General features: G+C 60.2%; 32 protein-coding genes and 1 other RNA gene. 27 read left to right on the forward strand and 6 right to left on the reverse strand.

Annotated elements, in window-relative coordinates:
• Window positions 1–17: 17 nt before the first annotated feature.
• On the reverse strand, window positions 18–473 hold the full coding sequence (locus tag BLW24_RS12325; RefSeq protein ID WP_090381058.1) for a MaoC family dehydratase: 456 nt from the start codon (window positions 471–473) through the stop codon (window positions 18–20).
• Window positions 474–690: 217 nt separating this feature from the next.
• Here BLW24_RS12325 and BLW24_RS12330 point away from each other — a divergent pair, with 217 nt between their 5' ends.
• The 3 genes from BLW24_RS12330 to BLW24_RS12340 are packed head-to-tail and all read left to right on the forward strand — an operon-like array spanning window position 691 to window position 2,361.
• Complete coding sequence (locus BLW24_RS12330; RefSeq protein WP_090381061.1) at window positions 691–1,050, forward strand: CidA/LrgA family protein; 360 nt, start codon at window positions 691–693, stop codon at window positions 1,048–1,050.
• 2 nt (window positions 1,051–1,052) lie between these two features.
• Window positions 1,053–1,763, forward strand: coding sequence for an LrgB family protein (locus BLW24_RS12335; protein ID WP_090387720.1), 711 nt, complete (start codon window positions 1,053–1,055; stop codon window positions 1,761–1,763).
• A gap of 10 nt (window positions 1,764–1,773) precedes the next feature.
• Complete coding sequence (locus BLW24_RS12340) at window positions 1,774–2,361, forward strand: LON peptidase substrate-binding domain-containing protein (RefSeq protein ID WP_090381067.1); 588 nt, start codon at window positions 1,774–1,776, stop codon at window positions 2,359–2,361.
• Here the strand turns inward: BLW24_RS12340 and BLW24_RS12345 are convergent.
• Window positions 2,355–3,671, reverse strand: a complete 1,317-nt coding sequence (locus tag BLW24_RS12345) for a bifunctional DedA family/phosphatase PAP2 family protein (protein ID WP_090381072.1) — start codon at window positions 3,669–3,671, stop codon at window positions 2,355–2,357. The two genes, BLW24_RS12340 and BLW24_RS12345, sit on opposite strands and share 7 nt — an antisense overlap.
• Entirely contained in the window at window positions 3,668–4,384 is a 717-nt protein-coding gene (locus BLW24_RS12350) for a DNA-3-methyladenine glycosylase (RefSeq protein WP_090381080.1), read from the reverse strand. The genes BLW24_RS12345 and BLW24_RS12350 overlap by 4 nt, the downstream gene beginning before the upstream one ends.
• Window positions 4,385–4,492: 108 nt before the next feature.
• Here BLW24_RS12350 and BLW24_RS12355 point away from each other — a divergent pair, with 108 nt between their 5' ends.
• Window positions 4,493–5,347, forward strand: a complete 855-nt coding sequence (locus BLW24_RS12355) for a class I SAM-dependent methyltransferase (protein ID WP_090381086.1) — start codon at window positions 4,493–4,495, stop codon at window positions 5,345–5,347.
• Between the two features lie 185 nt (window positions 5,348–5,532).
• Here the strand turns inward: BLW24_RS12355 and BLW24_RS12360 are convergent, their stop codons facing one another.
• Window positions 5,533–5,856 (reverse strand): hypothetical protein, encoded by a 324-nt coding sequence (locus BLW24_RS12360; RefSeq protein WP_090381089.1) that lies wholly within the window; start codon window positions 5,854–5,856, stop codon window positions 5,533–5,535.
• 27 nt (window positions 5,857–5,883) lie between these two features.
• Complete coding sequence (locus BLW24_RS12365) at window positions 5,884–6,591, reverse strand: S24 family peptidase (RefSeq protein WP_090381095.1); 708 nt, start codon at window positions 6,589–6,591, stop codon at window positions 5,884–5,886.
• Between the two features lie 168 nt (window positions 6,592–6,759).
• On the opposite strand from BLW24_RS12365, the gene BLW24_RS12370 reads away from it, so the two are divergent.
• The 9 genes from BLW24_RS12370 to BLW24_RS12410 all read left to right on the forward strand — a co-directional run bounded on the left by BLW24_RS12370 (window position 6,760) and on the right by BLW24_RS12410 (window position 12,781).
• Complete coding sequence (locus tag BLW24_RS12370; protein ID WP_090381100.1) at window positions 6,760–7,098, forward strand: helix-turn-helix domain-containing protein; 339 nt, start codon at window positions 6,760–6,762, stop codon at window positions 7,096–7,098.
• 2 nt (window positions 7,099–7,100) lie between these two features.
• Window positions 7,101–7,541 carry a hypothetical protein gene (locus BLW24_RS12375; protein WP_090381105.1) on the forward strand — a complete coding sequence of 147 codons (441 nt, stop codon included), beginning with the start codon at window positions 7,101–7,103 and terminating at the stop codon, window positions 7,539–7,541.
• Window positions 7,534–8,613, forward strand: a complete 1,080-nt coding sequence (locus BLW24_RS12380; RefSeq protein ID WP_090381109.1) for a DNA-binding protein — start codon at window positions 7,534–7,536, stop codon at window positions 8,611–8,613. The genes BLW24_RS12375 and BLW24_RS12380 overlap by 8 nt, the downstream gene beginning before the upstream one ends.
• A 64-nt stretch (window positions 8,614–8,677) precedes the next feature.
• A complete protein-coding gene (locus tag BLW24_RS12385) occupies window positions 8,678–9,769 on the forward strand; it encodes an IS630 family transposase (RefSeq protein WP_090375546.1) in 1,092 nt (363 codons plus the stop codon).
• A 63-nt stretch (window positions 9,770–9,832) separates the two neighbouring features.
• On the forward strand, window positions 9,833–10,774 hold the full coding sequence (locus BLW24_RS12390) for a Mu transposase C-terminal domain-containing protein (RefSeq protein WP_090381115.1): 942 nt from the start codon (window positions 9,833–9,835) through the stop codon (window positions 10,772–10,774).
• Window positions 10,775–10,793: 19 nt separating this feature from the next.
• Window positions 10,794–11,516: an AAA family ATPase gene (locus BLW24_RS12395; protein ID WP_090381121.1), complete on the forward strand. Its 723-nt coding sequence runs from the start codon at window positions 10,794–10,796 to the stop codon at window positions 11,514–11,516.
• Window positions 11,516–12,127, forward strand: a complete 612-nt coding sequence (locus BLW24_RS12400; RefSeq protein ID WP_090381126.1) for a hypothetical protein — start codon at window positions 11,516–11,518, stop codon at window positions 12,125–12,127. Before BLW24_RS12395 ends, BLW24_RS12400 begins: the two co-directional genes overlap by 1 nt.
• Window positions 12,124–12,504 carry a hypothetical protein gene (locus BLW24_RS12405; protein WP_090381131.1) on the forward strand — a complete coding sequence of 127 codons (381 nt, stop codon included), beginning with the start codon at window positions 12,124–12,126 and terminating at the stop codon, window positions 12,502–12,504. The genes BLW24_RS12400 and BLW24_RS12405 overlap by 4 nt, the downstream gene beginning before the upstream one ends.
• Window positions 12,488–12,781: a hypothetical protein gene (locus BLW24_RS12410; protein WP_090381136.1), complete on the forward strand. Its 294-nt coding sequence runs from the start codon at window positions 12,488–12,490 to the stop codon at window positions 12,779–12,781. Before BLW24_RS12405 ends, BLW24_RS12410 begins: the two co-directional genes overlap by 17 nt.
• A gap of 130 nt (window positions 12,782–12,911) precedes the next feature.
• Here BLW24_RS12410 and BLW24_RS12415 read toward each other — a convergent pair whose 3' ends face one another.
• Window positions 12,912–13,892: an IS5 family transposase gene (locus tag BLW24_RS12415; RefSeq protein WP_090375326.1), complete on the reverse strand. Its 981-nt coding sequence runs from the start codon at window positions 13,890–13,892 to the stop codon at window positions 12,912–12,914.
• Between the two features lie 20 nt (window positions 13,893–13,912).
• Between BLW24_RS12415 and BLW24_RS12420 the strand changes: the two genes are divergently transcribed.
• The 14 genes from BLW24_RS12420 to BLW24_RS12490 all read left to right on the forward strand — a co-directional run bounded on the left by BLW24_RS12420 (window position 13,913) and on the right by BLW24_RS12490 (window position 19,665).
• The gene (locus tag BLW24_RS12420) at window positions 13,913–14,158 is read left to right on the forward strand and encodes a DUF3164 family protein (RefSeq protein WP_090381139.1); all 246 of its coding nucleotides are present in this window, start codon (window positions 13,913–13,915) and stop codon (window positions 14,156–14,158) included.
• A 1-nt stretch (window position 14,159) separates the two neighbouring features.
• Window positions 14,160–14,444 carry a hypothetical protein gene (locus BLW24_RS12425; protein WP_090381143.1) on the forward strand — a complete coding sequence of 95 codons (285 nt, stop codon included), beginning with the start codon at window positions 14,160–14,162 and terminating at the stop codon, window positions 14,442–14,444.
• Window position 14,445: 1 nt separating this feature from the next.
• Complete coding sequence (locus tag BLW24_RS12430; RefSeq protein ID WP_139272663.1) at window positions 14,446–14,640, forward strand: hypothetical protein; 195 nt, start codon at window positions 14,446–14,448, stop codon at window positions 14,638–14,640.
• Window positions 14,639–14,711, forward strand: an RNA gene (locus tag BLW24_RS12435) — hammerhead ribozyme type II. Before BLW24_RS12430 ends, BLW24_RS12435 begins: the two co-directional genes overlap by 2 nt.
• Window positions 14,711–14,983, forward strand: coding sequence for a hypothetical protein (locus tag BLW24_RS12440; RefSeq protein WP_090381150.1), 273 nt, complete (start codon window positions 14,711–14,713; stop codon window positions 14,981–14,983). The genes BLW24_RS12435 and BLW24_RS12440 overlap by 1 nt, the downstream gene beginning before the upstream one ends.
• A complete protein-coding gene (locus BLW24_RS12445; RefSeq protein ID WP_090381155.1) occupies window positions 14,980–15,387 on the forward strand; it encodes a gp16 family protein in 408 nt (135 codons plus the stop codon). Before BLW24_RS12440 ends, BLW24_RS12445 begins: the two co-directional genes overlap by 4 nt.
• The gene (locus BLW24_RS12450; RefSeq protein ID WP_167360362.1) at window positions 15,384–15,812 is read left to right on the forward strand and encodes a Mor transcription activator family protein; all 429 of its coding nucleotides are present in this window, start codon (window positions 15,384–15,386) and stop codon (window positions 15,810–15,812) included. The genes BLW24_RS12445 and BLW24_RS12450 overlap by 4 nt, the downstream gene beginning before the upstream one ends.
• A 13-nt stretch (window positions 15,813–15,825) precedes the next feature.
• Window positions 15,826–16,023: a hypothetical protein gene (locus BLW24_RS12455; RefSeq protein ID WP_090381169.1), complete on the forward strand. Its 198-nt coding sequence runs from the start codon at window positions 15,826–15,828 to the stop codon at window positions 16,021–16,023.
• 64 nt (window positions 16,024–16,087) lie between these two features.
• Window positions 16,088–17,179 carry an IS630 family transposase gene (locus BLW24_RS12460; protein WP_090381172.1) on the forward strand — a complete coding sequence of 364 codons (1,092 nt, stop codon included), beginning with the start codon at window positions 16,088–16,090 and terminating at the stop codon, window positions 17,177–17,179.
• 355 nt (window positions 17,180–17,534) lie between these two features.
• The gene (locus BLW24_RS12470; RefSeq protein ID WP_090387721.1) at window positions 17,535–17,876 is read left to right on the forward strand and encodes a hypothetical protein; all 342 of its coding nucleotides are present in this window, start codon (window positions 17,535–17,537) and stop codon (window positions 17,874–17,876) included.
• Window positions 17,866–18,366, forward strand: a complete 501-nt coding sequence (locus BLW24_RS12475; RefSeq protein ID WP_244161153.1) for a lysozyme — start codon at window positions 17,866–17,868, stop codon at window positions 18,364–18,366. The genes BLW24_RS12470 and BLW24_RS12475 overlap by 11 nt, the downstream gene beginning before the upstream one ends.
• Complete coding sequence (locus tag BLW24_RS12480; RefSeq protein ID WP_090381181.1) at window positions 18,363–18,989, forward strand: hypothetical protein; 627 nt, start codon at window positions 18,363–18,365, stop codon at window positions 18,987–18,989. The genes BLW24_RS12475 and BLW24_RS12480 overlap by 4 nt, the downstream gene beginning before the upstream one ends.
• Window positions 18,989–19,357: a hypothetical protein gene (locus tag BLW24_RS12485; RefSeq protein WP_090381187.1), complete on the forward strand. Its 369-nt coding sequence runs from the start codon at window positions 18,989–18,991 to the stop codon at window positions 19,355–19,357. Before BLW24_RS12480 ends, BLW24_RS12485 begins: the two co-directional genes overlap by 1 nt.
• Window positions 19,354–19,665 (forward strand): hypothetical protein, encoded by a 312-nt coding sequence (locus BLW24_RS12490; RefSeq protein ID WP_090381194.1) that lies wholly within the window; start codon window positions 19,354–19,356, stop codon window positions 19,663–19,665. Before BLW24_RS12485 ends, BLW24_RS12490 begins: the two co-directional genes overlap by 4 nt.
• Window positions 19,666–19,667 lie beyond the last annotated feature (2 nt).

A 19,667-nucleotide genomic window follows, 5' to 3' on the forward strand; every position in this document is an offset into this window, starting at 1 on the left:
TTGTCCAGTGGCTGCGATCAGACGAAGCAGAGCGTCAGCGGTTCGGCGATATAGGCGGGTTTTTCCGAACCTTCAATCTCCAGCACGACCTTGGCCTTGAGCAGCCATTGGCCAGGGTTCTTCTCGTGGGCGTCGGTCAGGCTGACCACCAGGCGGACGTTGGAGTTGACCTTCACCGGCTGGATAAAGCGCACGCTGTCCAGACCATAGTTGACGGCCATCTTCAGCCCTTTGGGCATGATCATGATGCCTTCCATCAGCTTGGGTACCAGCGACAGCGAGAGGAAGCCGTGGGCGATGGTGGAGCCGAAGGGGGTGAGCTTGGCTTTTTCCGGGGCGACGTGGATGAACTGATGGTCGCCCGTGCATTCGGCGAACTGGTTGATGCGTTCCTGGTCGATGGTCAGCCAGTCGGAACGACCGAGTTCTTTACCGATATAGCTGGGCAATTCGGCGGCGGGTACTGATGTCATGGTTTCTCCTTGAAGACGCAAGTGTTGTTTTTTTCGGGCGTAAATCCTTCTGCCCTAAGATCATCATGGGTTTGCCGCAGGGTCAAGTGCCTATTGCGGCCTGCGTCTGTGCACCGCTTGATTCTTCGCGACCGCTGTAAACCGGCCCCTGCCGGGCGCTTCTGCTTATAATGCGCGGCACCGTGTCTGGGATCATACGATTCGGAGATTACCCATCATGCTGCTACGCGGCCTTTCCTGGCTGGTGCTGTGCCAGTTGCTCGGCACTGCGCTGAATGTCCTGCTGATCCCGATCCTGCCGGGTCCGATCATCGGCATGCTGCTGTTGTTCGGCTTTCTGCTGCTGCGCGGTGAGGTGGGCGAGCCGTTGCATTTGGCCTCCACCAGCCTGTTGAAATACCTGCCGCTGTTGTTGGTGCCGCCAGCGGTGGGGGTGATGGCCTATGCCGAGGATATCTTTGCCGACTTCTGGGCGATTGCCGGTGCGCTGCTGCTGTCGCTGCTGATCTCCATCGTGTTCGCCGGCTGGTTGATGCAGAAGTTGATCGATCGTCAGCAACGTCGGGAGGGCGCATGACGCTGGAATGGCACGCCGCTTGGCAGGCGCTGATTCACCATCCGTTGTTTGGCGTGGGCATCACCCTCGGCGCCTATCAGCTGGCGATTGCCGCCTATGAGAAAACCCGCTGGGTGTTTCTGCAGCCGGTGTTGCTGTCGATGCTTACAGTGATCGGCATTCTTCTGGCCTGCGGTTTGACCTTTGCCGAGTACAAGGACAGCGCGGCGGCGCTGACGCTGTTCCTCGGGCCGACCACGGTGGCGCTGGCCGTGCCGCTGTTCCTTAATCTGCGGCGAATTCGCCAGCTGTTCTGGCCGACGCTGATCACCCTGCTGGTGGCCGGCGTGGTTGCGACTGTATTGGGGATTACCCTGGCCTGGGTCTTCGGTGCCGAGCAGATCATGCTGATGAGCATGGCACCCAAATCGGTGACCTCGCCGATTGCCATGCTGGTGGCCAATCAGATTGGCGGGATTGCCGCCCTGGCGGCGGTGTTTGTGATGATCACCGGGATTATCGGCGCGATCATCGGCCCGGCGCTGCTCAAGCGCTGTGGCGTGCAGCATCCGGCTGCACTGGGCATGGCCCTGGGCCTGACTGCGCACGCGGTCGGCACCGCCCGCGCGCTGCAGGACGGCGAGGAGTGCGGCGCGTTCTCCGCCTTGGCAATGAGTCTGATGGGCGTATTCACTGCCGTATTGCTGCCGCTGGCTATTCTGTTGTGGTTATAAGGAGGCGCCTGTGACCCTACCGCTATTTCCATTGAATACCGTGCTGTTTCCCGGCTGCATGCTCGACTTGCAGATATTCGAGGCGCGCTATCTGGATATGATTAGCCGCTGCATGAAGCAGGGCGAGGGCTTTGGCGTGGTCTGCATCATCGACGGCGCTGAAGTGGGCGAGGCGGCCGGGCAGTTCTCGGCAATAGGCTGCGAGGCGCTGATTCGCGATTTTCAGCAGTTGCCTAATGGCCTGTTGGGGATTCGCGTTGAGGGTGGTCGGCGTTTTCGCGTGCAGCGCGCGCAAGTGCTACCGGATCAACTGACTCTGGCCGAGGTTGAATGGCTGGACGAGCAGCCGGAGCAGCCGCTGGAAGCTGAGCATGCTGACCTGGTGGCATTGCTCGGTGCGCTAAGCGCTCACCCGCTGGTGGCGTCGCTGGGCATGTCGAGCGAGCCGATGGGGCAGGAGGCATTGGCTAATCAGCTGGCCTATCTGTTGCCGCTGGACGCCGAGCAGAAGCTGCAGTTGCTTGAAACCCCCGGGGTGCAGCTGCGTCTGGAGTTGCTGCAGCTGCTGCTGGAACTGCTGCAGGGCGAGCGTCAGTAACGGTACAGCAGCACCCCGGCGGACAGCTGCCAGGTGGTGATGCCGCCGAGCAGGGCGATAATCGCCGGCAGCAACAGCCACCAGACTTTCCCCGACAACGCCGGCAGTGGCGTGCGCCATTGCACCAGGGCCAGGCTCAGCGCGCAGAAACAGGCCGCCAACATGGCCCCGGCGATGATGTCGCTGGGCCAGTGCACCCCCAGGTATATCCGCGAGCCGGCAATCGCTGCGGCTGGCAGGCAGGCCAGCAGCAGCCAGGTCAGGCGCATACGTGTCGGTTGGCCGCGGCCGGCCAGCACCCCGAGTAGCAGAAAGAACGCGAAGGCCGCCGAGCTGTGTCCACTGGGAAAACTGAAACTGTTCAGCGGCTCCAGCAGCACGTCGGGGCGGCTGCGGGCGAAGAATGCTTTCAGCGCGCCGTTGGCCAGGGCGGTGCCGAGCAGGCTGCCAATCGCCAGGCAGAGCGCGCGCCATTGCCGGGTCGCCAGCAGAATCAGGCACAGCAACACGGCCGCCGCCAGTTGCGTGCGCATATCGCCGAGGCGGGTGACCAGCACCATCAGGGTGTCCAGCGCCGCGCTGCGATGCTCCTGCACCAAGGTCAGCAGGCCTTGATCAAGCTGGCTCAGGTGTGGCCAGCTGAGCATCAGGCCAATCAGCAGAGCCAGGCTTGCCGCCGCGGTCAGCAGGCTGGCGTGCCGTTGTCCACGCAAGCTGCCTTGCACGCTGATGCCCACTACCAGTGCCACACAGGCGGCAATGGCCCCGGCCTGGGTCCAGAACCCTTCTGGCAGCGGCAGGCGCAGGGCTGCACCCGTGGCCCAGCCGGGCAGCATATAGGCGATGGACCAACCAAGCCCAGCCAGCAGGCTGACGCTAAAAAAGCGCACGAAGGGCATGTCGAACATGCCGGCGACCATCGGCAGCATGGGTCGCAGTGGACCGATAAAACGCCCGACCAGCAGGCTGGCGACGCCGTAGCGCACAAAGTAGCCGTGGGCACTGTTCAGCCATTGCGGGTGATTACGCAGTACCGGCAGGCGGCCGATGTCCTGATGGAAATGGCGCCCCAGTGCATAGGACAGGCAATCGCCCAGTAGCCCGCCGCAAAACGCCAGCAGCAGGGTTTCGCCCAGGCCCAGCGCGCCGTTACCGGCCAACGCAGCGACGGCGAACAGCAATACGGTGCCGGGTACGAGAATGCCGACAATCGCCAGGCATTCGCCGCAGGCCAGCAAAAAAATCGCCAGGCCCAGCCATTCGGGGTTGGCGCTTAGCCAGAGGGTCAGGGTGTCGAACCATTGGCTCATTGGTGGTCATCCATGGGGGTTAGCAGGTGATAGTCCTGGCCGGCTAGCTGGCCACGTCTTAACGGGTTGCGGGTGCAATGGCGGGCAAAGGCGGCATCGACAAAACGGTAGGGCAGTTGCTCGTCGCGGCCGTGGGGGATGCCCAGGCGCGCACACTGCACGATCTGTTGCGGGCGCTCACCGAGGTCTTCGACAAACAGGTGTTGCTCATCGAATGCCTGCGCATCCCAATCCGGTACTTTCAAACCAAGCGATTTGCACAGCAGTGTTTGCCCGGCACAGAGGGTTTCGCGGCGGCGTGGTCTGCCCTGGGCGTCGGGGTTATTCGCCTGCATCTGCGCCACGGCATCTGCACTGCTGTGTTCGTCCTGCCAGGGATAGGCGGATTTGATCAGCACCGCATTGCCGGGGCCTTGGGCGCTGAAATTCAGTGAATCGCCGCCCCGGGCGTAATACATATAGATGTGTCCGCCATCCATAAACAGTGCGCGGCGTTTATGGGTGTAACCGAGAGAGGCATGGCTGCCTTTCTCGCTCAGGTAGTAGGCCTCGGTCTCGATAATTCGCGCACTCAGCCAGCGCTCGCCCTGTTTATGGCGGATCACCTTGCCGAGCAGCTCGCGGGCCAGCAGGCGCGCGTCGCGGCCAAAGAAGCTGCCCGGCAGTGCGCGGCATTGAGGCCAGGGCAAACTTAGGTTGGGATCGGCTGGCATGCGGTGTTGTGCTTACTCGGCAGGGCATAGGCTGGGGCTGTTGCCGTTTCGGACACTCAGCCGAGCGTCGTTAAGCGGCCCATGATCATAACAATAAGAGCCTGAATCATGTCTGAACGTGCCCGCGTCAGCAGCGCCCATATCAGCCCTAGTGCCCATTACACCGGCTATATCTGGTATCGCCACCAGCTGGCAGATGCGGCTTTTGCCACCGGTTTCGGGCGTTTTGTGCATGGTCTGCTCAGCCCCATTACCTGGGGAACGCGGGTCGGTTTCGGTCTGGATATTGAGCAGTTTCTGCTGCAACGGCATCTGCAGATTGATGCCCAGCTGACGGCGGCGATTGAGCAGGGCGGCGTGTCTCAGGTGGTAGAGATCGCCTGCGGCCTGTCGCCACGCGGCCGTCGCTTTACTGCGCGGTATCCGCATGTGCGCTACGTCGAGGCTGATCTGCCGGTGATGGCCGCGCGTAAACGCCTACTGCTGAATGCCGAGGGTTGGCTGGGCAGTCAGCATCAGGTGCGCGCCGTGGATATCCTCGCCGAGGAGGGTGGCAAAAGCCTGGCGGCGCTGTTCGCCGAGCTGGATCACGGCAAACCGGTGGTGGTGATTACCGAAGGATTGGTGAATTACTTCGAGCTGGCGCTGATCGAGTCGTTCTGGACGCGCCTGGCCGAGCAGCTGCGCGAGTTCCCCCAGGCCACCTACCTGACCGAACTGTACCCGGACCTGCGCGAGCACCCACGTTACCGCCAGTTGCGCTGGGGCGTCGGCCTGATCGGCCGGCTGACCCGTGGCAACTACCCTCTGCATTACCGCAATGACCAGGCGATTGTGCAGGGTTTCCAGCGCTGCGGCTTCAGCCAGGTCGAGGTCTTCGACCCGAGCCGTACGGCCCAGGCGCTTGGCCTGGCGCCATCGCGCAATGCCGGACTGGTGCGGGTGATCGAGGCGCGGGTTTAAGAGACTGTTTTGGATCTCTGTGAGCTAGCGGGAGTATTGGCACAGGGGGCAAGTGCCGGAAGAAACCGGATAATGCCGGAAGAGGCCGGGCAGCATGGGCTTGCGGGGTGCCGCCCGGCCTGTTCAGTGCCAAAACTCGAAAACGCCAAGAGCCAGCATATTTGCGGGCTTTTTGGCATTACAAGCTAGTAAACCGAAACGTCGAATGTAAGGCGCTTACCAGTCCTGTTCTGGTACATGTCGACAGCGCGCTTGTGGTTATCGGTAGCAAACTCGCAGTCTGCAAACTCGCATTCAACACAGATCGTTGTGGTCCTGCCAGTGCCCCCATCATCATTGACCTGAAAGCCCCAATGAACGCGCCGAACGATGAAGCTCTCCACGCGAGGTTCATCACCTCGATTTACAGCGATGTAGTCGCCTTGCTGCGGAATCGCGGGCATTTCAATTTCCAGCGAGTAATCGGTTTCACCGCCGCCGGGCGGGACAAAGGCTAGAGCTACTTTCATATCGACATTCCTTTTCGGGTTGTAAAACTAAACCATCCAGCCGCCGGCCCACACCACGCGGCCTATGATTTGCAGCTCGGGCAGGCGATCCCTGGGCACCATCATCTCTTTGTATGCAGTGTTGTGGCTGATGATCAGTACAGAGCCATCGAACTGACGCTGTAAGCGCTTGGCGTACAGGTGATCATCAAGCATCACGACATAAACACCCTCCCCCTCAAGGGTATTGCGGCGCTGGTCAATCATGACCGTGTCGCCGTCTTCCAGCAGACCTGTCATCGAATCGCCATCCACACGCAGGCACGCCAGATCAACGGGCGTCAGGCCCTTCTTGCGCAGGCTGTAGCGCGTGAACGATAGCTGAACCAGAACGCGGGAGCGCTCGTTCCACGCGCCACTACCTGCGCTACAGCGGGCGTCGTAGAGGGGGACGTAGGCGTAGTCATCGTCTTCGATGACCGTTGGTGGCCGCTCTTCAATCCCGTATGCCAGCCATACAGCAGAAACCCCAGCGGCAGCAGCTATCTGCTCAAGCCTATCTAGTGTCGGATAGGTCTCGCCGCTCAGATAACTGCGTATAGCCCCTTCTGAAAGCTCACAGCTGCGCGCAAATGCGCGTGCCGCCACTGAGCCCATCGCCTCTTTTAGACGCTCACGGAAGCATCCGATTGCACTGGGTGGAATCAGGTGCTCAGCGCTTGAAGCATCCGATTTATCCGATTCCCTGTAAGTCATTGATTTATCTCGCTCTGCTCATGTTTTCGAGTGCGCCGCTCGTAAAAATGAATCGGATGCGCGCATATCCGATTTACATGCGCTTTTATCCGCGCTATGTTTATGCCGTAGGTAACGTTAAACACCCCAAAAAACCACCCTGCCAGGTGGTTGAAATGGACGCCAAGCATGAACACAGCCGATATCCCCCTTGACCCCGCCCAGCGTTGGGAATGGATCAAGTACCAGCTCCGCACCAAAGGTACGTCTCTGGCCAAACTCGCCCGAGAGCTGCGCGTATCCGGCCCAGCCATCAAGAACGTGAAGCGTACTGCTTATCCGCGTATGGAGCGGGCAATTGCCGGTGCACTCGACCTTCAGGTCGAGGTGCTCTGGCCGGAACGCTGGAATGCCGATGGCACCCCGCAACGTCTGCGACCCAAGCGCCCAGAAGCTATGGCGGCGGATATGCAAAAGCATAACCCAGCCTATGACCTTGGGCACCGTAAAACCGGCACGGAGGCATAGACATGCGTCACGGAAAAGACGACCGCACCTTAGACATCTTCGCTGTTCCCCAACCCAAGCTGGCTATCCCTGGCCACGGCAACTACGCCGCCCAAGTCAGCGAATATGTAAGCGAGCTGCTGAAAGCCACCGATCTGGATCGTTATGAGATCGCCGCCCGTATGTCGCGCCTGTCCGGCGATGACGTGAGCAAGAACATGCTGGACGCCTGGGCCAGCCCGGCCCGCGTCGACCATAACCTTCCTTTCTATAGAGCGGCACTGCTGGAAGAGGTGTGCGCGAGCCATCTGCTGACCAACTGGCAGGTCAACCAGCGAGGCGGTCGGGTGGCCTATGGCCGCGAAGCACTGGATGCCGAACTGGGTCGATTGGAGCGTGTTGCCTCGGATGCCAGCCGCAAGGCGCGAGAGCTGAAAAAAATCCTGGGGGATAACCATGCGTAAGTGGTTCACAGCTCAGGAACTCGCTGGACTGCCAGGGCTTCCGACCACCGATAGGAATGTGAGGCTGATGGCTGAGCGTGAGGGCTGGGAAGGCCAGCGCCGCATCGGCTCCAAAGCCGTCGAGTACTCCTTTGCCGTACTGCCAGCCGAAGCACAGGCCGGAATACTGGCCCGCCTGGTACAGCAGGAGCAACCGCAAGAAGCCCCCAAGCCCACAGCACCACACTCGCTTATTTCGCCAAAGCGTGATGGGCTTTCAGCGTCACGCTTAAACGACGATCAGCGTTCAGTGATGAGCGCACGCGTGTCGTTTGTTCGTGAAATTGAGCGTATGAGTCAGGTCGTCAGCCAGCAGCGAGCCATTCTGACGCTGGTTGGCTTGGCGCGTGATGGGCAGCTCAGCCCCTACCTAGCTGAGCGTGTCGAGCGTGCAAATGACCGCAAAAGCGCTGACCGCAGCCTGAGCGAACGCCCCCTTAAGCGTTGGCTGGCCGACTACCGCAAGCACGGCGAAGTGGCCCTGGCCCCGATTCGGCGCAAGCAGGATGTGACTATGCCGTCTTGGGCTCCGCTGTTCCTCAAGCATTATCAGCGGCCGCAAAAACCCAGCGTCGTGGCCGCCTATGAGGCCTTTAGCGCTGAATACCCTGGCGCACCTGGCATCCATGCGATTCGTCGCTACTTGGCCAAACTCTCGCCACAGCAGCGTGAGCATGGGCGCATGGGCGCGCATGCAATCAAGTCGCTCAAGGCAATGAAACGCCGCGCAGCCGACACGCTGTGGCCGAATGACGTGTGGGTGGCTGACGGCCACACCTTCGACGCCGAGGTGATCAACCCGCTGACCGGGCAAATATTCCGGCCAGAGGTGACGCTAATTATCGACTGGGGCACCCGGCGCATTGTCGGTTTCTCGGTCAACCTGGCCGAGTCGACCATTGCAACATTGGACGCCATTCGCGATAGCGTCAGCCGCTGCGGCATGTACAAAGTTTTCTATGTGGATAACGGCAGCGGCTTTGATAACGCCGTGGTGTACGAGGTTAATGACCGCCTAGTGAGCTGTCTGTAAAATTCGTTAATCCAATGCCGGGCCAGTATACTGCGCGCTCTATCGTCATGAATTGAGCTCCCATATGGCCCGGCCAGCAGCCCCATTCTTCTTGAGTCCCAGTGATGCCGACATGCTGCAAGGCTGGTTACGCATGGGATCGCTGCCTCAGAGCATCGGCCAGCGGGCCAGAATTCTGTTGCTGCTGGCCAACGGTCTCACGCCCAAGGAGATCAGCGAGCAGCTGCAAGTCTCTGCGCCAGTGGTCTTCAAATGGCGTAAACGCTACCAGGAGACCGGTCTGGAGGGGCTGAGTGACCTGCGGCGCAGTGGAGCGCCTCGCAAGCTCAACGAAGCGAAGATCAAGGAAATCCTGACGCTGACGACCCAGCGAGTCCCGCGCGAAGCTACCCACTGGAGCCTACGGTTGATGGCCAAGTACGCTGGGGTCAGCATCTGGCAGGTCGCACAGGTGTGGGCTGCTGCCGACCTCAAGCCGCACCGGTTGAAAACCTTCAAGATCAGTAACGACCCGCACTTTGCAGACAAAGTGGTCGATGTCGTCGGGCTCTATTTGAATCCGCCCGACAACGCCCTGGTGCTATCTGTTGACGAAAAAACACAGATCCAGGCGCTGGACCGCACACAGCCCATGCTGCCGCTCAAGCCCGGGCAGATTGAGCGGCGGACGCATGACTATAAGCGCCACGGTACGGCCAGTCTGTACGCAGCCTTTGACATCCTGACGGGTAAGGTCATCGGCCGTATCACCCAGCGGCACAGGGCCAAGGAGTTTTTGGAGTTCCTTCGACAGATCGACCGCAGCACTCCCGCCGAGCTGGACCTGCATGTAATTCTGGACAACAGCTCGACTCACAAGACCGCTGCCGTCAGGGAATGGCTGGAGAAGCATCCCCGTTTCAAGCTGCACTTCACACCGACCAGCGCCTCGTGGCTGAACGCCGTGGAGGGCTGGTTTGCGCAACTGGAAAGACGGGCGCTTTATCGTGATGCCTTCAGCAGCGTGGCTGACCTGAGAGCGGCGATACGTCGCTTCATTGAGGCTCATAACGAACATTCGGCTAAGCCGTTCCGCTGGAGCAAAACGGCTGAGTCGATTATCAGCTCCGTGCATCGAGCAAAGCTGGCTGTAATTCGGAATGAGTTATTGGATTAACCAGACAGGCCACTAGGCGGCACTATCACGCACTCGCTGCCCTACAACTCCCAGGCCCGTGGCGTGATCGAGCGCCCACACAAAACCATCCTGGTACGCCTGGCCAAGACCTACGACAGCTACATCGGTGCCGACATGGATAAGGACGCGGCCACCCGCGTGCATCGTTTGTCGCGCAAGCAACTGACTCAGGGCATTCAGCCAACACAGATACCCACCTTTGCGACGTTCTTCGCCGATCTGCAGAACGCCTTGGACGTCTACAACCACAACCCGAACCGGGGCTTGCCGAAAGTCCGCGACCTGGACACCGGACTGATGCGCCACCAAAGCCCGATGGATTCCTGGAAGTCCGCGCAGGCCGATGGCTGGGAGCCACTCAAGGCCGATGCAGACGTGGTGGCCAGCCTGGTGCGGCCGCAGGTGGTACGCACCACCAACCGCGCAGAAGTGCGCATCTTTGGGGGCATCTACTTCCTACGCGAGCTGGAAGAGTTCCACGGCGAAGAGGTGCGTGTCGCTTACGACTTCCGAGATGCCAGCCGCGTTTGGGTGCACACCCTCGACGGCGACTTGATCGGGGAGGCCTTGTTGGGCGGCAACGCCAGTCAAGCCATGCCGCAGAGCTTGCTGGATAAAGCCGGCGAGAAGCGCGAGAAGAACCAACTGGCGCGCATCGTCAAGAAGGCTAAGACCCTGACCGGGCAGGACGTCGAGCTGCGTGTAGTGCCAAAGGCAGCGAAACCCGCCGATCTGACACTTGAGCAGCTTGAAGAAGCTCGCACCTACGCGGCTCTGGCAATGGAAAAACAGGATGCTCAGTTCCAAGTGCCCGGCGATGCCATGGCCCGCTACCGCCTTTGGGAAAAGCTCGATGGCCGCCAGGCCGCTGGCGGCGAACTGACCGACGACGAAGCCCGCTGGCACGCCAACTACCCCAAACACCAAGACTTCAAATCAATTCAACGCATGTATGAATTCGCGGACGAACAGGCCCGCGCTTGACCAAGGGAGCTACAAAAAAATGAGCAACTCTAAAATCGTACCTTTGACCAATGTGGGCCTGCTGGCCAGCGCCATCGACCGTGCCGTGCAGCGTCCACGCGGCCTGCCTGGTTTGGTTGTGATGTATGGCCCAACCGGTTTGGGCAAAAGCGTGGCGGCGGCCTATGCCGCCAACATGCACCGCGCCTACTACGTCGAGTGCCGCGATACCTGGACGAAAAAAGCCTTTCTGCTGGCCATCCTGCGCGACATGGGCATCGTTCCAGGCCGCACCCTGAGCGAGATGGTTGACCAGATCGCCGAGCAGCTCAGCCGTAGTGGTCGCCCACTGATTGTTGATGACGTGCAGTACCTCCTCGACAAAGCCGCCGCCAACGTACTGACCGATCTGTACAACGCCAGCCAGGGCACCATTGTGCTGATTGGTGAAGAGCGTGTGCCCGCCAGCCTGTCCAAGCTGGAGCGCCTAGACAGCCGGGTGCTGGAATGGGTGCCAGCGCAGCCCGCTACCGTTGAAGACATGCAGCAGCTTGCCCGCGCCAGTTACCCGCACGTAACCATGGCCGACGACCTGCTAGCCGCGCTGCAAAGTGAGGTTAAAGGTTGCCTACGCCGCGTAGCGGTCAACCTGTACCGCGTCCACAACGAAGCCCAGGCCATGGGGCTGGACAGCATCGACCTTGCCACCTGGGGTAAGCGCGATTGGTTTACCGGCCAAGCCCCGACTCGGAGGGCTGCTTGATGGCTACAGGACGCAAGCCGGCTGACCTGCAAATGCTGGGAGGCAAAAGCAACCGCCAGCGTATTTGGGAAGCCCTGCGCGAGCGCCGTGATGGTGCCAGCGTGTACAGCCTGGCCCGCGCAGCGAAGGTTGAAGACGACACCGTTCTGACCTTCCTGCGCTGCCTGATTGCCGGTGGCTACGTGCTGAAAAACGGCAAAACCTATGCGGCTGCTACCTACACCTTGCAAAAGGACGTAGGGGCAGAAGCGCCAAAGCTCAACCGCGACGGCACGCTCAACACGCAAGGCCAAGGCGTTGAGGCCATGTGGCGCGGCCTGCGCATTCTGCGTGAAGTGGACGCCCGCGATCTGGTGCAAAGCACCGCTGCCTGTGGTGAGGCCGTTAGCCTGAGCACGGCCAGGTCTTACCTACAGTGGCTGCACAAAGCCGAGTACCTGGTAATGGTCGTGGTCGGCAAGCCGGGCACTCCCGCCACCATGGCGCGCTACCGCCTGGCCCATGGTGCCGACACCGGCCCGCGCCCGCCGATGATCCCGCGCGTTGGTCAGGTGTTCGATCCCAACCTGGGCGAAGTGATTTATCGCCAGCCAGTCGAGGTGGACGAATGAACGCCGCCCGCCTGGAAGCCTGGGGCGAACAGCCCCCGCTGTTTGTGCAACTGCTGGGTGCCGAAGTGGCCCGCAGCAACATGACCAAAACCGGCCAGCGCATTGGCATGAGCCGCACTGCTGTGAGCCTGGTGCTTGCCAACCGTTACCCGTCACCCAGCACGGCCGGCGTTGAGCGCCGCGTGATGGATGTACTGGGCCGCTTGGAGTGCGTCGCCCTGGGCGAAGTGGTCACTGCCTCGGAGTGCCAAAGCTACCGCGAAAAAGCAGCGCCAACGCACAACCCGATGGCCATGCAGCACTGGCGCGCCTGCCAGCACTGCCCAAACAACCCCAACTGCAACGCCAAGGAGAACGCACATGCACGCATCCACTGAACGGCCGTTGAAAGTGCTTACCCCACAACTGGCTGACCGCCTGCGCGTGTTCAACAGCGCCAGCCGCACCTTGCAGGCCATGGGTATTCGCCTGCACCGCATCGACCCGGTAGCGAACCTGCTGGTGGTCGGCCCCGAAGATGGCCAGCGCCTCCTGCGCGACCGCCTGACCGAGGGCTATCAGCGCCACCCATCGGCGGGCAGCACCCGTTTCACCGTGATGTTCCAGGGCGTGTCCTTGGAGTGGCGCGAGCCCATTAGGGATCCTCTGAAGTAGCCATGCATTTCTGGCTGACGTCAGCCTCTGCTGATTTCGAAAGTGATAAATCGATCAAAAACGATCAGATTACCGGCTCATTTCTGTGTTTTTAGCCGCCGCGAGCACCTCGCGGCAGCCATTTCCAGCATTACGGGCGCACCTCTCCTGCATTCGTCAGTAAATGTCGGCGCGCCATCCACAGATTTGACAGCGCGAATAAAGTCACCAGTTGCGCCGTGTTTTTGACCAGGCCACGGAAGCGCGTCTTCACATAACCGAACTGACGCTTGATCACCCGAAACGGATGCTCGACCTTGGCTCGCACTTGGGCCTTGGCCTTCTCGATTTTGCGCTTGGCTTTGTACAGCGCGCTGCGCTTACCGAGTTTCTTGTAAGTGCTACGCCGTGCTGCAACCTGCCAGATCACTTGACGGCCCTCATGCTCGGGGCGCTTCTCGACACCGGTATATCCGGCATCGGCCCCCACCATGTTTTCCTCGCCGTGCAGCAGCTTATCGACCTGGGTGACATCCGCCACGTTGGCGGCAGTACCCACCACGCTGTGCACCAAGCCAGACTCGTCATCCACCCCGATGTGCGCCTTCATGCCGAAGTAATACTGATTGCCTTTCTTGGTTGAGTGCATCTCAGGGTCACGCTTACCGTTCTTGTTCTTGGTTGAACTCGGCGCGTTGATCAGCGTGGCATCGACGATGGTGCCTTGGCGCAGCGACAAACCACGGTCACCCAGGTAGCCATTGATCACGGCCAGGATGCCGGCAGCCAGTTCGTGTTTTTCCAGCAAGCGGCGGAAGTTGAGGATGGTGGTTTCGTCAGGAATGCGCTCCAGAGTCAGCCCGGCAAACTGGCGTAGGATGGTGGTCTCGTACAGCGCCTCTTCCATCGCCGGATCGCTGTAACCGAACCAGTTTTGCATCAGATGCACTCGCAGCATCGCCATCAGCGGATAGGACGGTCGGCCGCCTTCACCCTTTGGATAATGCGGCTCGATCAAAGCGATCAACCCTTTCCATGGCACTACCCGATCCATCTCGATCAGGAACAATTCTTTGCGGGTCTGCTTGCGCTTGCCGGCGTACTCGGCGTCGGCGAAGGTCATCTGCTTCATCGGAAAACTCGGCGGGTGGAGTGCGGATATTTTGCCAAAATCAGGAAGTCTTTTTCAGACCATCCCTAAACCGCCAGGGTGAAATCAGCGTCGCGCGTGTTGCCGAACTGATGCGAATCGAGATCGATGACCCTGAATGGCGGAAGGCTATGGACGCGGTCAAAGACAGCTTGAGCGTGGCAGGCAAATCGATCTACATCCGTATTCAGGAGCGTCAAGACGACGACTCCTACGAAACGATCATTCTTGATATTGCGGGGGTTTGAGATGGCCAAGACTTATGCAGTTTGCCAAATCGACGGGCTGATTAAGTTGGTCGAGCAACCACCAGCCGAGGGGCACTTTGCCCTAGCCGTAGGTGACCTGGCAGTGGTTCGTCAAGTGGTTCGTGAAACTGCTGAGCCGACAGCAGCACCGCGCGGGACGCTCGCTCACCAAGTGCCGGGCATTGACCCTGCTGCTGCCGACCGCGAGAACCTCGGCACTATTGCCCGTTATATCCAAACCCTTAGCGCGCACAACACGCCCGGCTTCCGGGCGCTGGGGGCCTAACATGAGAAGCAAAGTGATATTCACCCTGGAAGAGCAAAGCGGCGAAGTGTGCCTAACGCTGGATTTGCGCGAGTCCATGCCCTCCACCAAGGCCGGCCGTCTCGCACATGACTTGTACGGCATGGCGATGCAGCAAGTCCTGCTCGACCGGGTTCCGGCCTGCTACCGACACCCTCTGTCTAACACGCGCCACTAAGCGAAACCGCCCCGGCCTGGCCGGTGGTGGTATGCCCAGCGTGGTTGCTGGGTACTGATGAGCAGCCAAGATGAGTGAAACCAGAAGTGAACGCCGCCTAAGCCGCGCCCGTTCCGCACGCTATCGCGCAGCCAAGCGCAAACAGAAACAAGTGGTAAAGGCCGTTAAGTTCAAGGCGGAACTGGGCGCTGGAACCATGGCAGACATGGAGTGCATCCGCCTGGCCGGCGACCTGGCAACGGTTGAGGAAGGTTTGACCCTGGCCGTTCGCTACATGGCAGGCATGGCACGGCGCGACCTACAGGCATTCCGCGATGCCATGAACCCAAGGAATCCGGTATGAGCGCAGGTAAACAGAAAATTCAGATCGCCCGCCGCCAGCTCGGCCTGGACGATGATGCCTACTACGCCATCCTGGCCCGCGTTGCTGGCGTGAAAAGCTCCAAAGACCTAACACCAAGTCAGATCAGCCGCGTACTGATCGAGCTGGAGCGCCTGGGCTTTAAGCCAAAGCCAGCAAAGAAAACCAGCCGCGCGGCCCCAAAGCCAGCGCCTGACCGTTCGGCCCAGGTATCCAAGATCGAGGCCTTCCTGGCCGAAGCCAACCGCCCCTGGAGCTATGCAGATGCCATGGCGCTGCGCATGTTCAAGGTCGAGCGTGTCGAGTGGTGCGACGCCGACCAACTGCGCCGCCTGATTGCTGCGCTGACCTACGATGCCAAGCGCCACGAGAGGCCCACCAAGTGAATCTGGAACAGGTCAAAAACCTGCTGCCGCAGCAGATACAGGACATCGCCGACGCCATAGGCTTGCCCGCTACACAGCGCCTGGTCGAGCAGCTTGGGGGTACGACCTGGACAGTTGCTAAAGGCGTGCGCCGCTTGGGTGTCATTAGGCAGGAAGCACTGAAAGAAATCATCGGCGAGAACGCTGCAGGCATCATGGCCGAGCGCTGGTCAAACGTGCCGATGTATATTCCCAAGTGCGACACGGCACTGCGCCGTCTGCGAGACCTCGAAATCAACCGCCAGTTTGAACAGGGCGTGCGTGAGGGCATCAGCGCCAATACACTGGTAGCCGAGTTGGCCCGGAGCAACGAACTTAGCGACCGCAGAGTTTGGGATATTCTCAAGCAACCGCTGTCTGAGCCTTCGACAGGCTCGCTTTTCTGAACCTGGAGGAAACATGAATAAGGCTGTTCTATTCGCTATTGCCCTGTCACTGCCCATTGCTGGCATGGCTCAAGTGGAAGAGTTCTACTCGGATACACAGGCAGCCGCGATGGCGAAGGAGCTACGCAAAGAGGCTGTTTCATTGCGTGACCAGGTAGAGGCCAGCTGCGGCAAGGAGACCGCCACGGCAGCACTAGTGGGCTGTCTGTAAAATTCGTTAATCCAATGCCGGGCCAGTATACTGCGCGCTCTATCGTCATGAATTGAGCTCCCATATGGCCCGGCCAGCAGCCCCATTCTTCTTGAGTCCCAGTGATGCCGACATGCTGCAAGGCTGGTTACGCATGGGATCGCCGCCTCAGAGCATCGGCCAGCGGGCCAGAATTCTGTTGCTGCTGGCCAACGGTCTCACGCCCAAGGAGATCAGCGAGCAGCTGCAAGTCTCTGCGCCAGTGGTCTTCAAATGGCGTAAACGCTACCAGGAGACCGGTCTGGAGGGGCTGAGTGACCTGCGGCGCAGTGGAGCGCCTCGCAAGCTCAACGAAGCGAAGATCAAGGAAATCCTGACGCTGACGACCCAGCGAGTCCCGCGCGAAGCTACCCACTGGAGCCTACGGTTGATGGCCAAGTACGCTGGGGTCAGCATCTGGCAGGTCGCACAGGTGTGGGCTGCTGCCGACCTCAAGCCGCACCGGTTGAAAACCTTCAAGATCAGTAACGACCCGCACTTTGCAGACAAAGTGGTCGATGTCGTCGGGCTCTATTTGAATCCGCCCGACAACGCCCTGGTGCTATCTGTTGACGAAAAAACACAGATCCAGGCGCTGGACCGCACACAGCCCATGCTGCCGCTCAAGCCCGGGCAGATTGAGCGGCGGACGCATGACTATAAGCGCCACGGTACGGCCAGTCTGTACGCAGCCTTTGACATCCTGACGGGTAAGGTCATCGGCCGTATCACCCAGCGGCACAGGGCCAAGGAGTTTTTGGAGTTCCTTCGACAGATCGACCGCAGCACCCCCGTCGAGCTGGACCTGCATGTAATTCTGGACAACAGCTCGACTCACAAGACCGCTGCCGTCAGGGAATGGCTGGAGAAGCATCCCCGTTTCAAGCTGCACTTCACACCGACCAGCGCCTCGTGGCTGAACGCCGTGGAGGGCTGGTTTGCGCAACTGGAAAGACGGGCGCTTTATCGTGATGCCTTCAGCAGCGTGGCTGACCTGAGAGCGGCGATACGTCGCTTCATTGAGGCTCATAACGAACATTCGGCTAAGCCGTTCCGCTGGAGCAAAACGGCTGAGTCGATTATCAGCTCCGTGCATCGAGCAAGGCTGGCTGTAATTCGGAATGAGTTATTGGATTAACCAGACAGGCCACTAGGTGCTATGGCGGAAAGTGCCAGCGATAAAGTTGCCGCCTGGCCTAACGACCACCTCAAGTACCGTGCACCTTTCCCTTACCACGCATGCCGCCAGACGATGGCGAATGTGAACGCCCAGGCGACTAGCTGCGCGATTGGCCGTTACCAGGGGGAAGCAAAAGCCCACGACCAAAAAGTTTGGGCGCGTGATCTGGCTGAGTGCGACGCCTCAATTGAGAAGCCGGACTTATCGCTGAAAGAAATCGAGTAACCCGAAACCCCGCTAAATGCGGGGTTTTTACTTCCTACTGAACCGCTTCAAATCACACCACCACCCGCCTGCCGTCGAACATGGCGGCATGAACAATCAAGCCCCCGTATCCCAAGCGAACCCACGCGACCTGGCCGCCGCCATACTGGCCGAGTCATCGCTGGAAAAGCGCCGCATGCTGCTAGAGCGCTGCCCAGTAGAGCTGCTGCCGCTGGTAAAGAAATACGTGCAGATGGGCTACGACAAAGTCAAAAGCTACCGAGCGCACATCGACCGTCGCGCGCAAAGCGCACGCGAAACCCCACCAGCGGCTCCCCGTCGCGAAGCAAAAAACAGCGTAATTCACCACACAAGTTCAGCGCCTGAGTTCGGCAATCAGCGCCTGGCCGAACTGCGCGCGCTGATCGGAGGTGCATCCCGTGGGCATTAAAACCCGTATCGCATTGGCAATCGTTGCCGCCACGCCTGTTGTCGCGCTCTACGAGGGTCGCAATTTACTGGCCCACCTCGACCCTGTTGGTATTCCGACCATCTGCGAGGGATGGACGCGAGGCGTGCGCCTTGGTGATGTTGCGACGGATGCCGAGTGTGATCAGAAAACCCAGCTCGCCCTCCAGGAAGCGGCGGACGTCTTCGAGCGCTGGGTGCCTGCAAAGGTTATCGCGGGCATGGACACCAAAAGCATCGCGGCCTTTCTGTCCTTTATCTACAACGTCGGCCCAGGCAAACCAGGCGTAAAGGACGGCTTTGTTTGGCTCAAGAATGGCCGCCACTCGACCATGCTGTTGCATCTGCAAGCTGGTCGTATCCAGCCGGCCTGCGCACAGCTCAGCTACTGGGTGAGTGCTGGCGGTCGCAAGTTCCGTGGGCTTGAGCGCCGCCGTGCGGCCGAGCGCCAGCTTTGCGAGGCGACCCTATGAACTGGTTAACCCTTCTCCGTCCGCTGGGGCCGTTGTTGCTGATAGGTGCTTTGTTCTGGGCGCATGACTCAATGCTCCAGAACGCTCACGACGCAGGCTTTGCCCAGGCCAAAAGCGATGGCAACTTGGCCCTAGAGAAGCTGCGCCTGGAGCATACCCAACTAGACCTGGAGCGCGCCGAAGCCCGCGAAGCCAGTGCCAAAGCAGCCGCTAAAAAGCTGCTCGATGAGCAAGCCCGCAACGACAAGCTAGCCGCCGAACTGGCCGAGCAGCAGCGCACCCACCGCACCACTACCGACCGCCTCACAGGAGAGATTGCCCGTGTTAACGACCTATATCGCGATGCCCTTGATGCGCAGCCTAAGCCTTTGCCTGCTTGCGTGTTCACTGCTGGCTGGGTGCGCGTTTATGACGAAGCAACCGGAGCCCGCGCAGCCGGAATGCCATCGGCCGCAGATACCGGCAGAGCTGCTGCGCAAGTCGCCGAAGGCCGAGCCGCTGAGCAACTCGATTCAGGCATCAGCCAGCGCGACGTCCTGGAGCATCACACCCGCTACGCCGAGCAGTGCCGCAACAGCGCCGCGCAGCTTGACCTTCTGATTGATGCCCTGGAGGGCAACTGATGCAAATGGACTTCGGAACTGTCGCAACGCTGCTTGGAATTTTCGCCACGGTCATTACCGGCCTCGTGAAGTTGTTGCTCTGGCAGTTTGAGAAGCGCCTAGCCGAGCGCTTTACCGCCCAAGATGAGGCGCGCAAGGTCGCCAGCCAGCACTGGGAGGACAGTTTTGCAAAGGTGCTAGAGCGCCAGGGCAAGGACGCTGAGGCTCTGCAAAAACTGGAGCGTGCCTTCCTGCACTTCAAGGCCGAGTTGCCGATTGAATACGTGCGGCGTGAGGACTGGGTACGCGGCCAGTCGGTGATCGAGGCCAAGCTGGATGGCTTGGCGCTCAAGTTTGAAAACATCCTGCTTAAAAGGAACGCGCAATGATCGATGCAGCCAAAGCGCGCCGGGAATCCCTGCGCTGGTACATCCTGCTCACCCTGAACACCTCGCGCCCGGTTGACCCGCATGAGGCGGTGGTGCTCTCCACCATCCAAGGCATCTATCCCGACGCCACGCCGCTGGAGCTGCGCCGCGAACTGGACTACTTGAAGGATCGCAGCCTGGTCACGCTGAAAAAACAGCCGAGTGGTCAGTGGATCGCCGGGCTAACCCACTACGGCGTGGACATTGCCGAGTACACCATCGAGTGCAATGCAGGCATTGCGCGCCCGGAAAAGTACTGGAGCGCATAAGC

The organism is Pseudomonas anguilliseptica, assembly GCF_900105355.1.
Taxonomy (GTDB): Bacteria; Pseudomonadota; Gammaproteobacteria; order Pseudomonadales; family Pseudomonadaceae; genus Aquipseudomonas; species Aquipseudomonas anguilliseptica.

Bases quoted from the DNA above. Each gene is read 5' to 3' on its own strand.
- BLW24_RS12345 (WP_090381072.1), bottom strand. From the start codon at position 3,671: ATGAGCCAATGGTTCGACACCCTGACCCTCTGGCTAAGCGCCAACCCC.
- BLW24_RS12350 (WP_090381080.1), bottom strand. From the start codon at position 4,384: ATGCCAGCCGATCCCAACCTAAGTTTGCCCTGGCCTCAATGCCGCGCA.
- BLW24_RS12440 (WP_090381150.1), top strand. From the start codon at position 14,711: ATGAGTGAAACCAGAAGTGAACGCCGCCTAAGCCGCGCCCGTTCCGCA.
- BLW24_RS12455 (WP_090381169.1), top strand. From the start codon at position 15,826: ATGAATAAGGCTGTTCTATTCGCTATTGCCCTGTCACTGCCCATTGCT.
- BLW24_RS12330 (WP_090381061.1), top strand. From the start codon at position 691: ATGCTGCTACGCGGCCTTTCCTGGCTGGTGCTGTGCCAGTTGCTCGGC.
- BLW24_RS12370 (WP_090381100.1), top strand. From the start codon at position 6,760: ATGAACACAGCCGATATCCCCCTTGACCCCGCCCAGCGTTGGGAATGG.
- BLW24_RS12395 (WP_090381121.1), top strand. From the start codon at position 10,794: ATGAGCAACTCTAAAATCGTACCTTTGACCAATGTGGGCCTGCTGGCC.
- BLW24_RS12410 (WP_090381136.1), top strand. From the start codon at position 12,488: ATGCACGCATCCACTGAACGGCCGTTGAAAGTGCTTACCCCACAACTG.
- BLW24_RS12325 (WP_090381058.1), bottom strand. From the start codon at position 473: ATGACATCAGTACCCGCCGCCGAATTGCCCAGCTATATCGGTAAAGAA.
- BLW24_RS12480 (WP_090381181.1), top strand. From the start codon at position 18,363: ATGAACTGGTTAACCCTTCTCCGTCCGCTGGGGCCGTTGTTGCTGATA.
- BLW24_RS12385 (WP_090375546.1), top strand. From the start codon at position 8,678: ATGGCCCGGCCAGCAGCCCCATTCTTCTTGAGTCCCAGTGATGCCGAC.
- BLW24_RS12485 (WP_090381187.1), top strand. From the start codon at position 18,989: ATGCAAATGGACTTCGGAACTGTCGCAACGCTGCTTGGAATTTTCGCC.
- BLW24_RS12430 (WP_139272663.1), top strand. From the start codon at position 14,446: ATGAGAAGCAAAGTGATATTCACCCTGGAAGAGCAAAGCGGCGAAGTG.
- BLW24_RS12445 (WP_090381155.1), top strand. From the start codon at position 14,980: ATGAGCGCAGGTAAACAGAAAATTCAGATCGCCCGCCGCCAGCTCGGC.
- BLW24_RS12460 (WP_090381172.1), top strand. From the start codon at position 16,088: ATGGCCCGGCCAGCAGCCCCATTCTTCTTGAGTCCCAGTGATGCCGAC.
- BLW24_RS12360 (WP_090381089.1), bottom strand. From the start codon at position 5,856: ATGAAAGTAGCTCTAGCCTTTGTCCCGCCCGGCGGCGGTGAAACCGAT.
- BLW24_RS12425 (WP_090381143.1), top strand. From the start codon at position 14,160: ATGGCCAAGACTTATGCAGTTTGCCAAATCGACGGGCTGATTAAGTTG.
- BLW24_RS12415 (WP_090375326.1), bottom strand. From the start codon at position 13,892: ATGAAGCAGATGACCTTCGCCGACGCCGAGTACGCCGGCAAGCGCAAG.
- BLW24_RS12405 (WP_090381131.1), top strand. From the start codon at position 12,124: ATGAACGCCGCCCGCCTGGAAGCCTGGGGCGAACAGCCCCCGCTGTTT.
- BLW24_RS12490 (WP_090381194.1), top strand. From the start codon at position 19,354: ATGATCGATGCAGCCAAAGCGCGCCGGGAATCCCTGCGCTGGTACATC.
- BLW24_RS12375 (WP_090381105.1), top strand. From the start codon at position 7,101: ATGCGTCACGGAAAAGACGACCGCACCTTAGACATCTTCGCTGTTCCC.
- BLW24_RS12400 (WP_090381126.1), top strand. From the start codon at position 11,516: ATGGCTACAGGACGCAAGCCGGCTGACCTGCAAATGCTGGGAGGCAAA.
- BLW24_RS12355 (WP_090381086.1), top strand. From the start codon at position 4,493: ATGTCTGAACGTGCCCGCGTCAGCAGCGCCCATATCAGCCCTAGTGCC.
- BLW24_RS12365 (WP_090381095.1), bottom strand. From the start codon at position 6,591: ATGACTTACAGGGAATCGGATAAATCGGATGCTTCAAGCGCTGAGCAC.
- BLW24_RS12470 (WP_090387721.1), top strand. From the start codon at position 17,535: ATGAACAATCAAGCCCCCGTATCCCAAGCGAACCCACGCGACCTGGCC.
- BLW24_RS12380 (WP_090381109.1), top strand. From the start codon at position 7,534: ATGCGTAAGTGGTTCACAGCTCAGGAACTCGCTGGACTGCCAGGGCTT.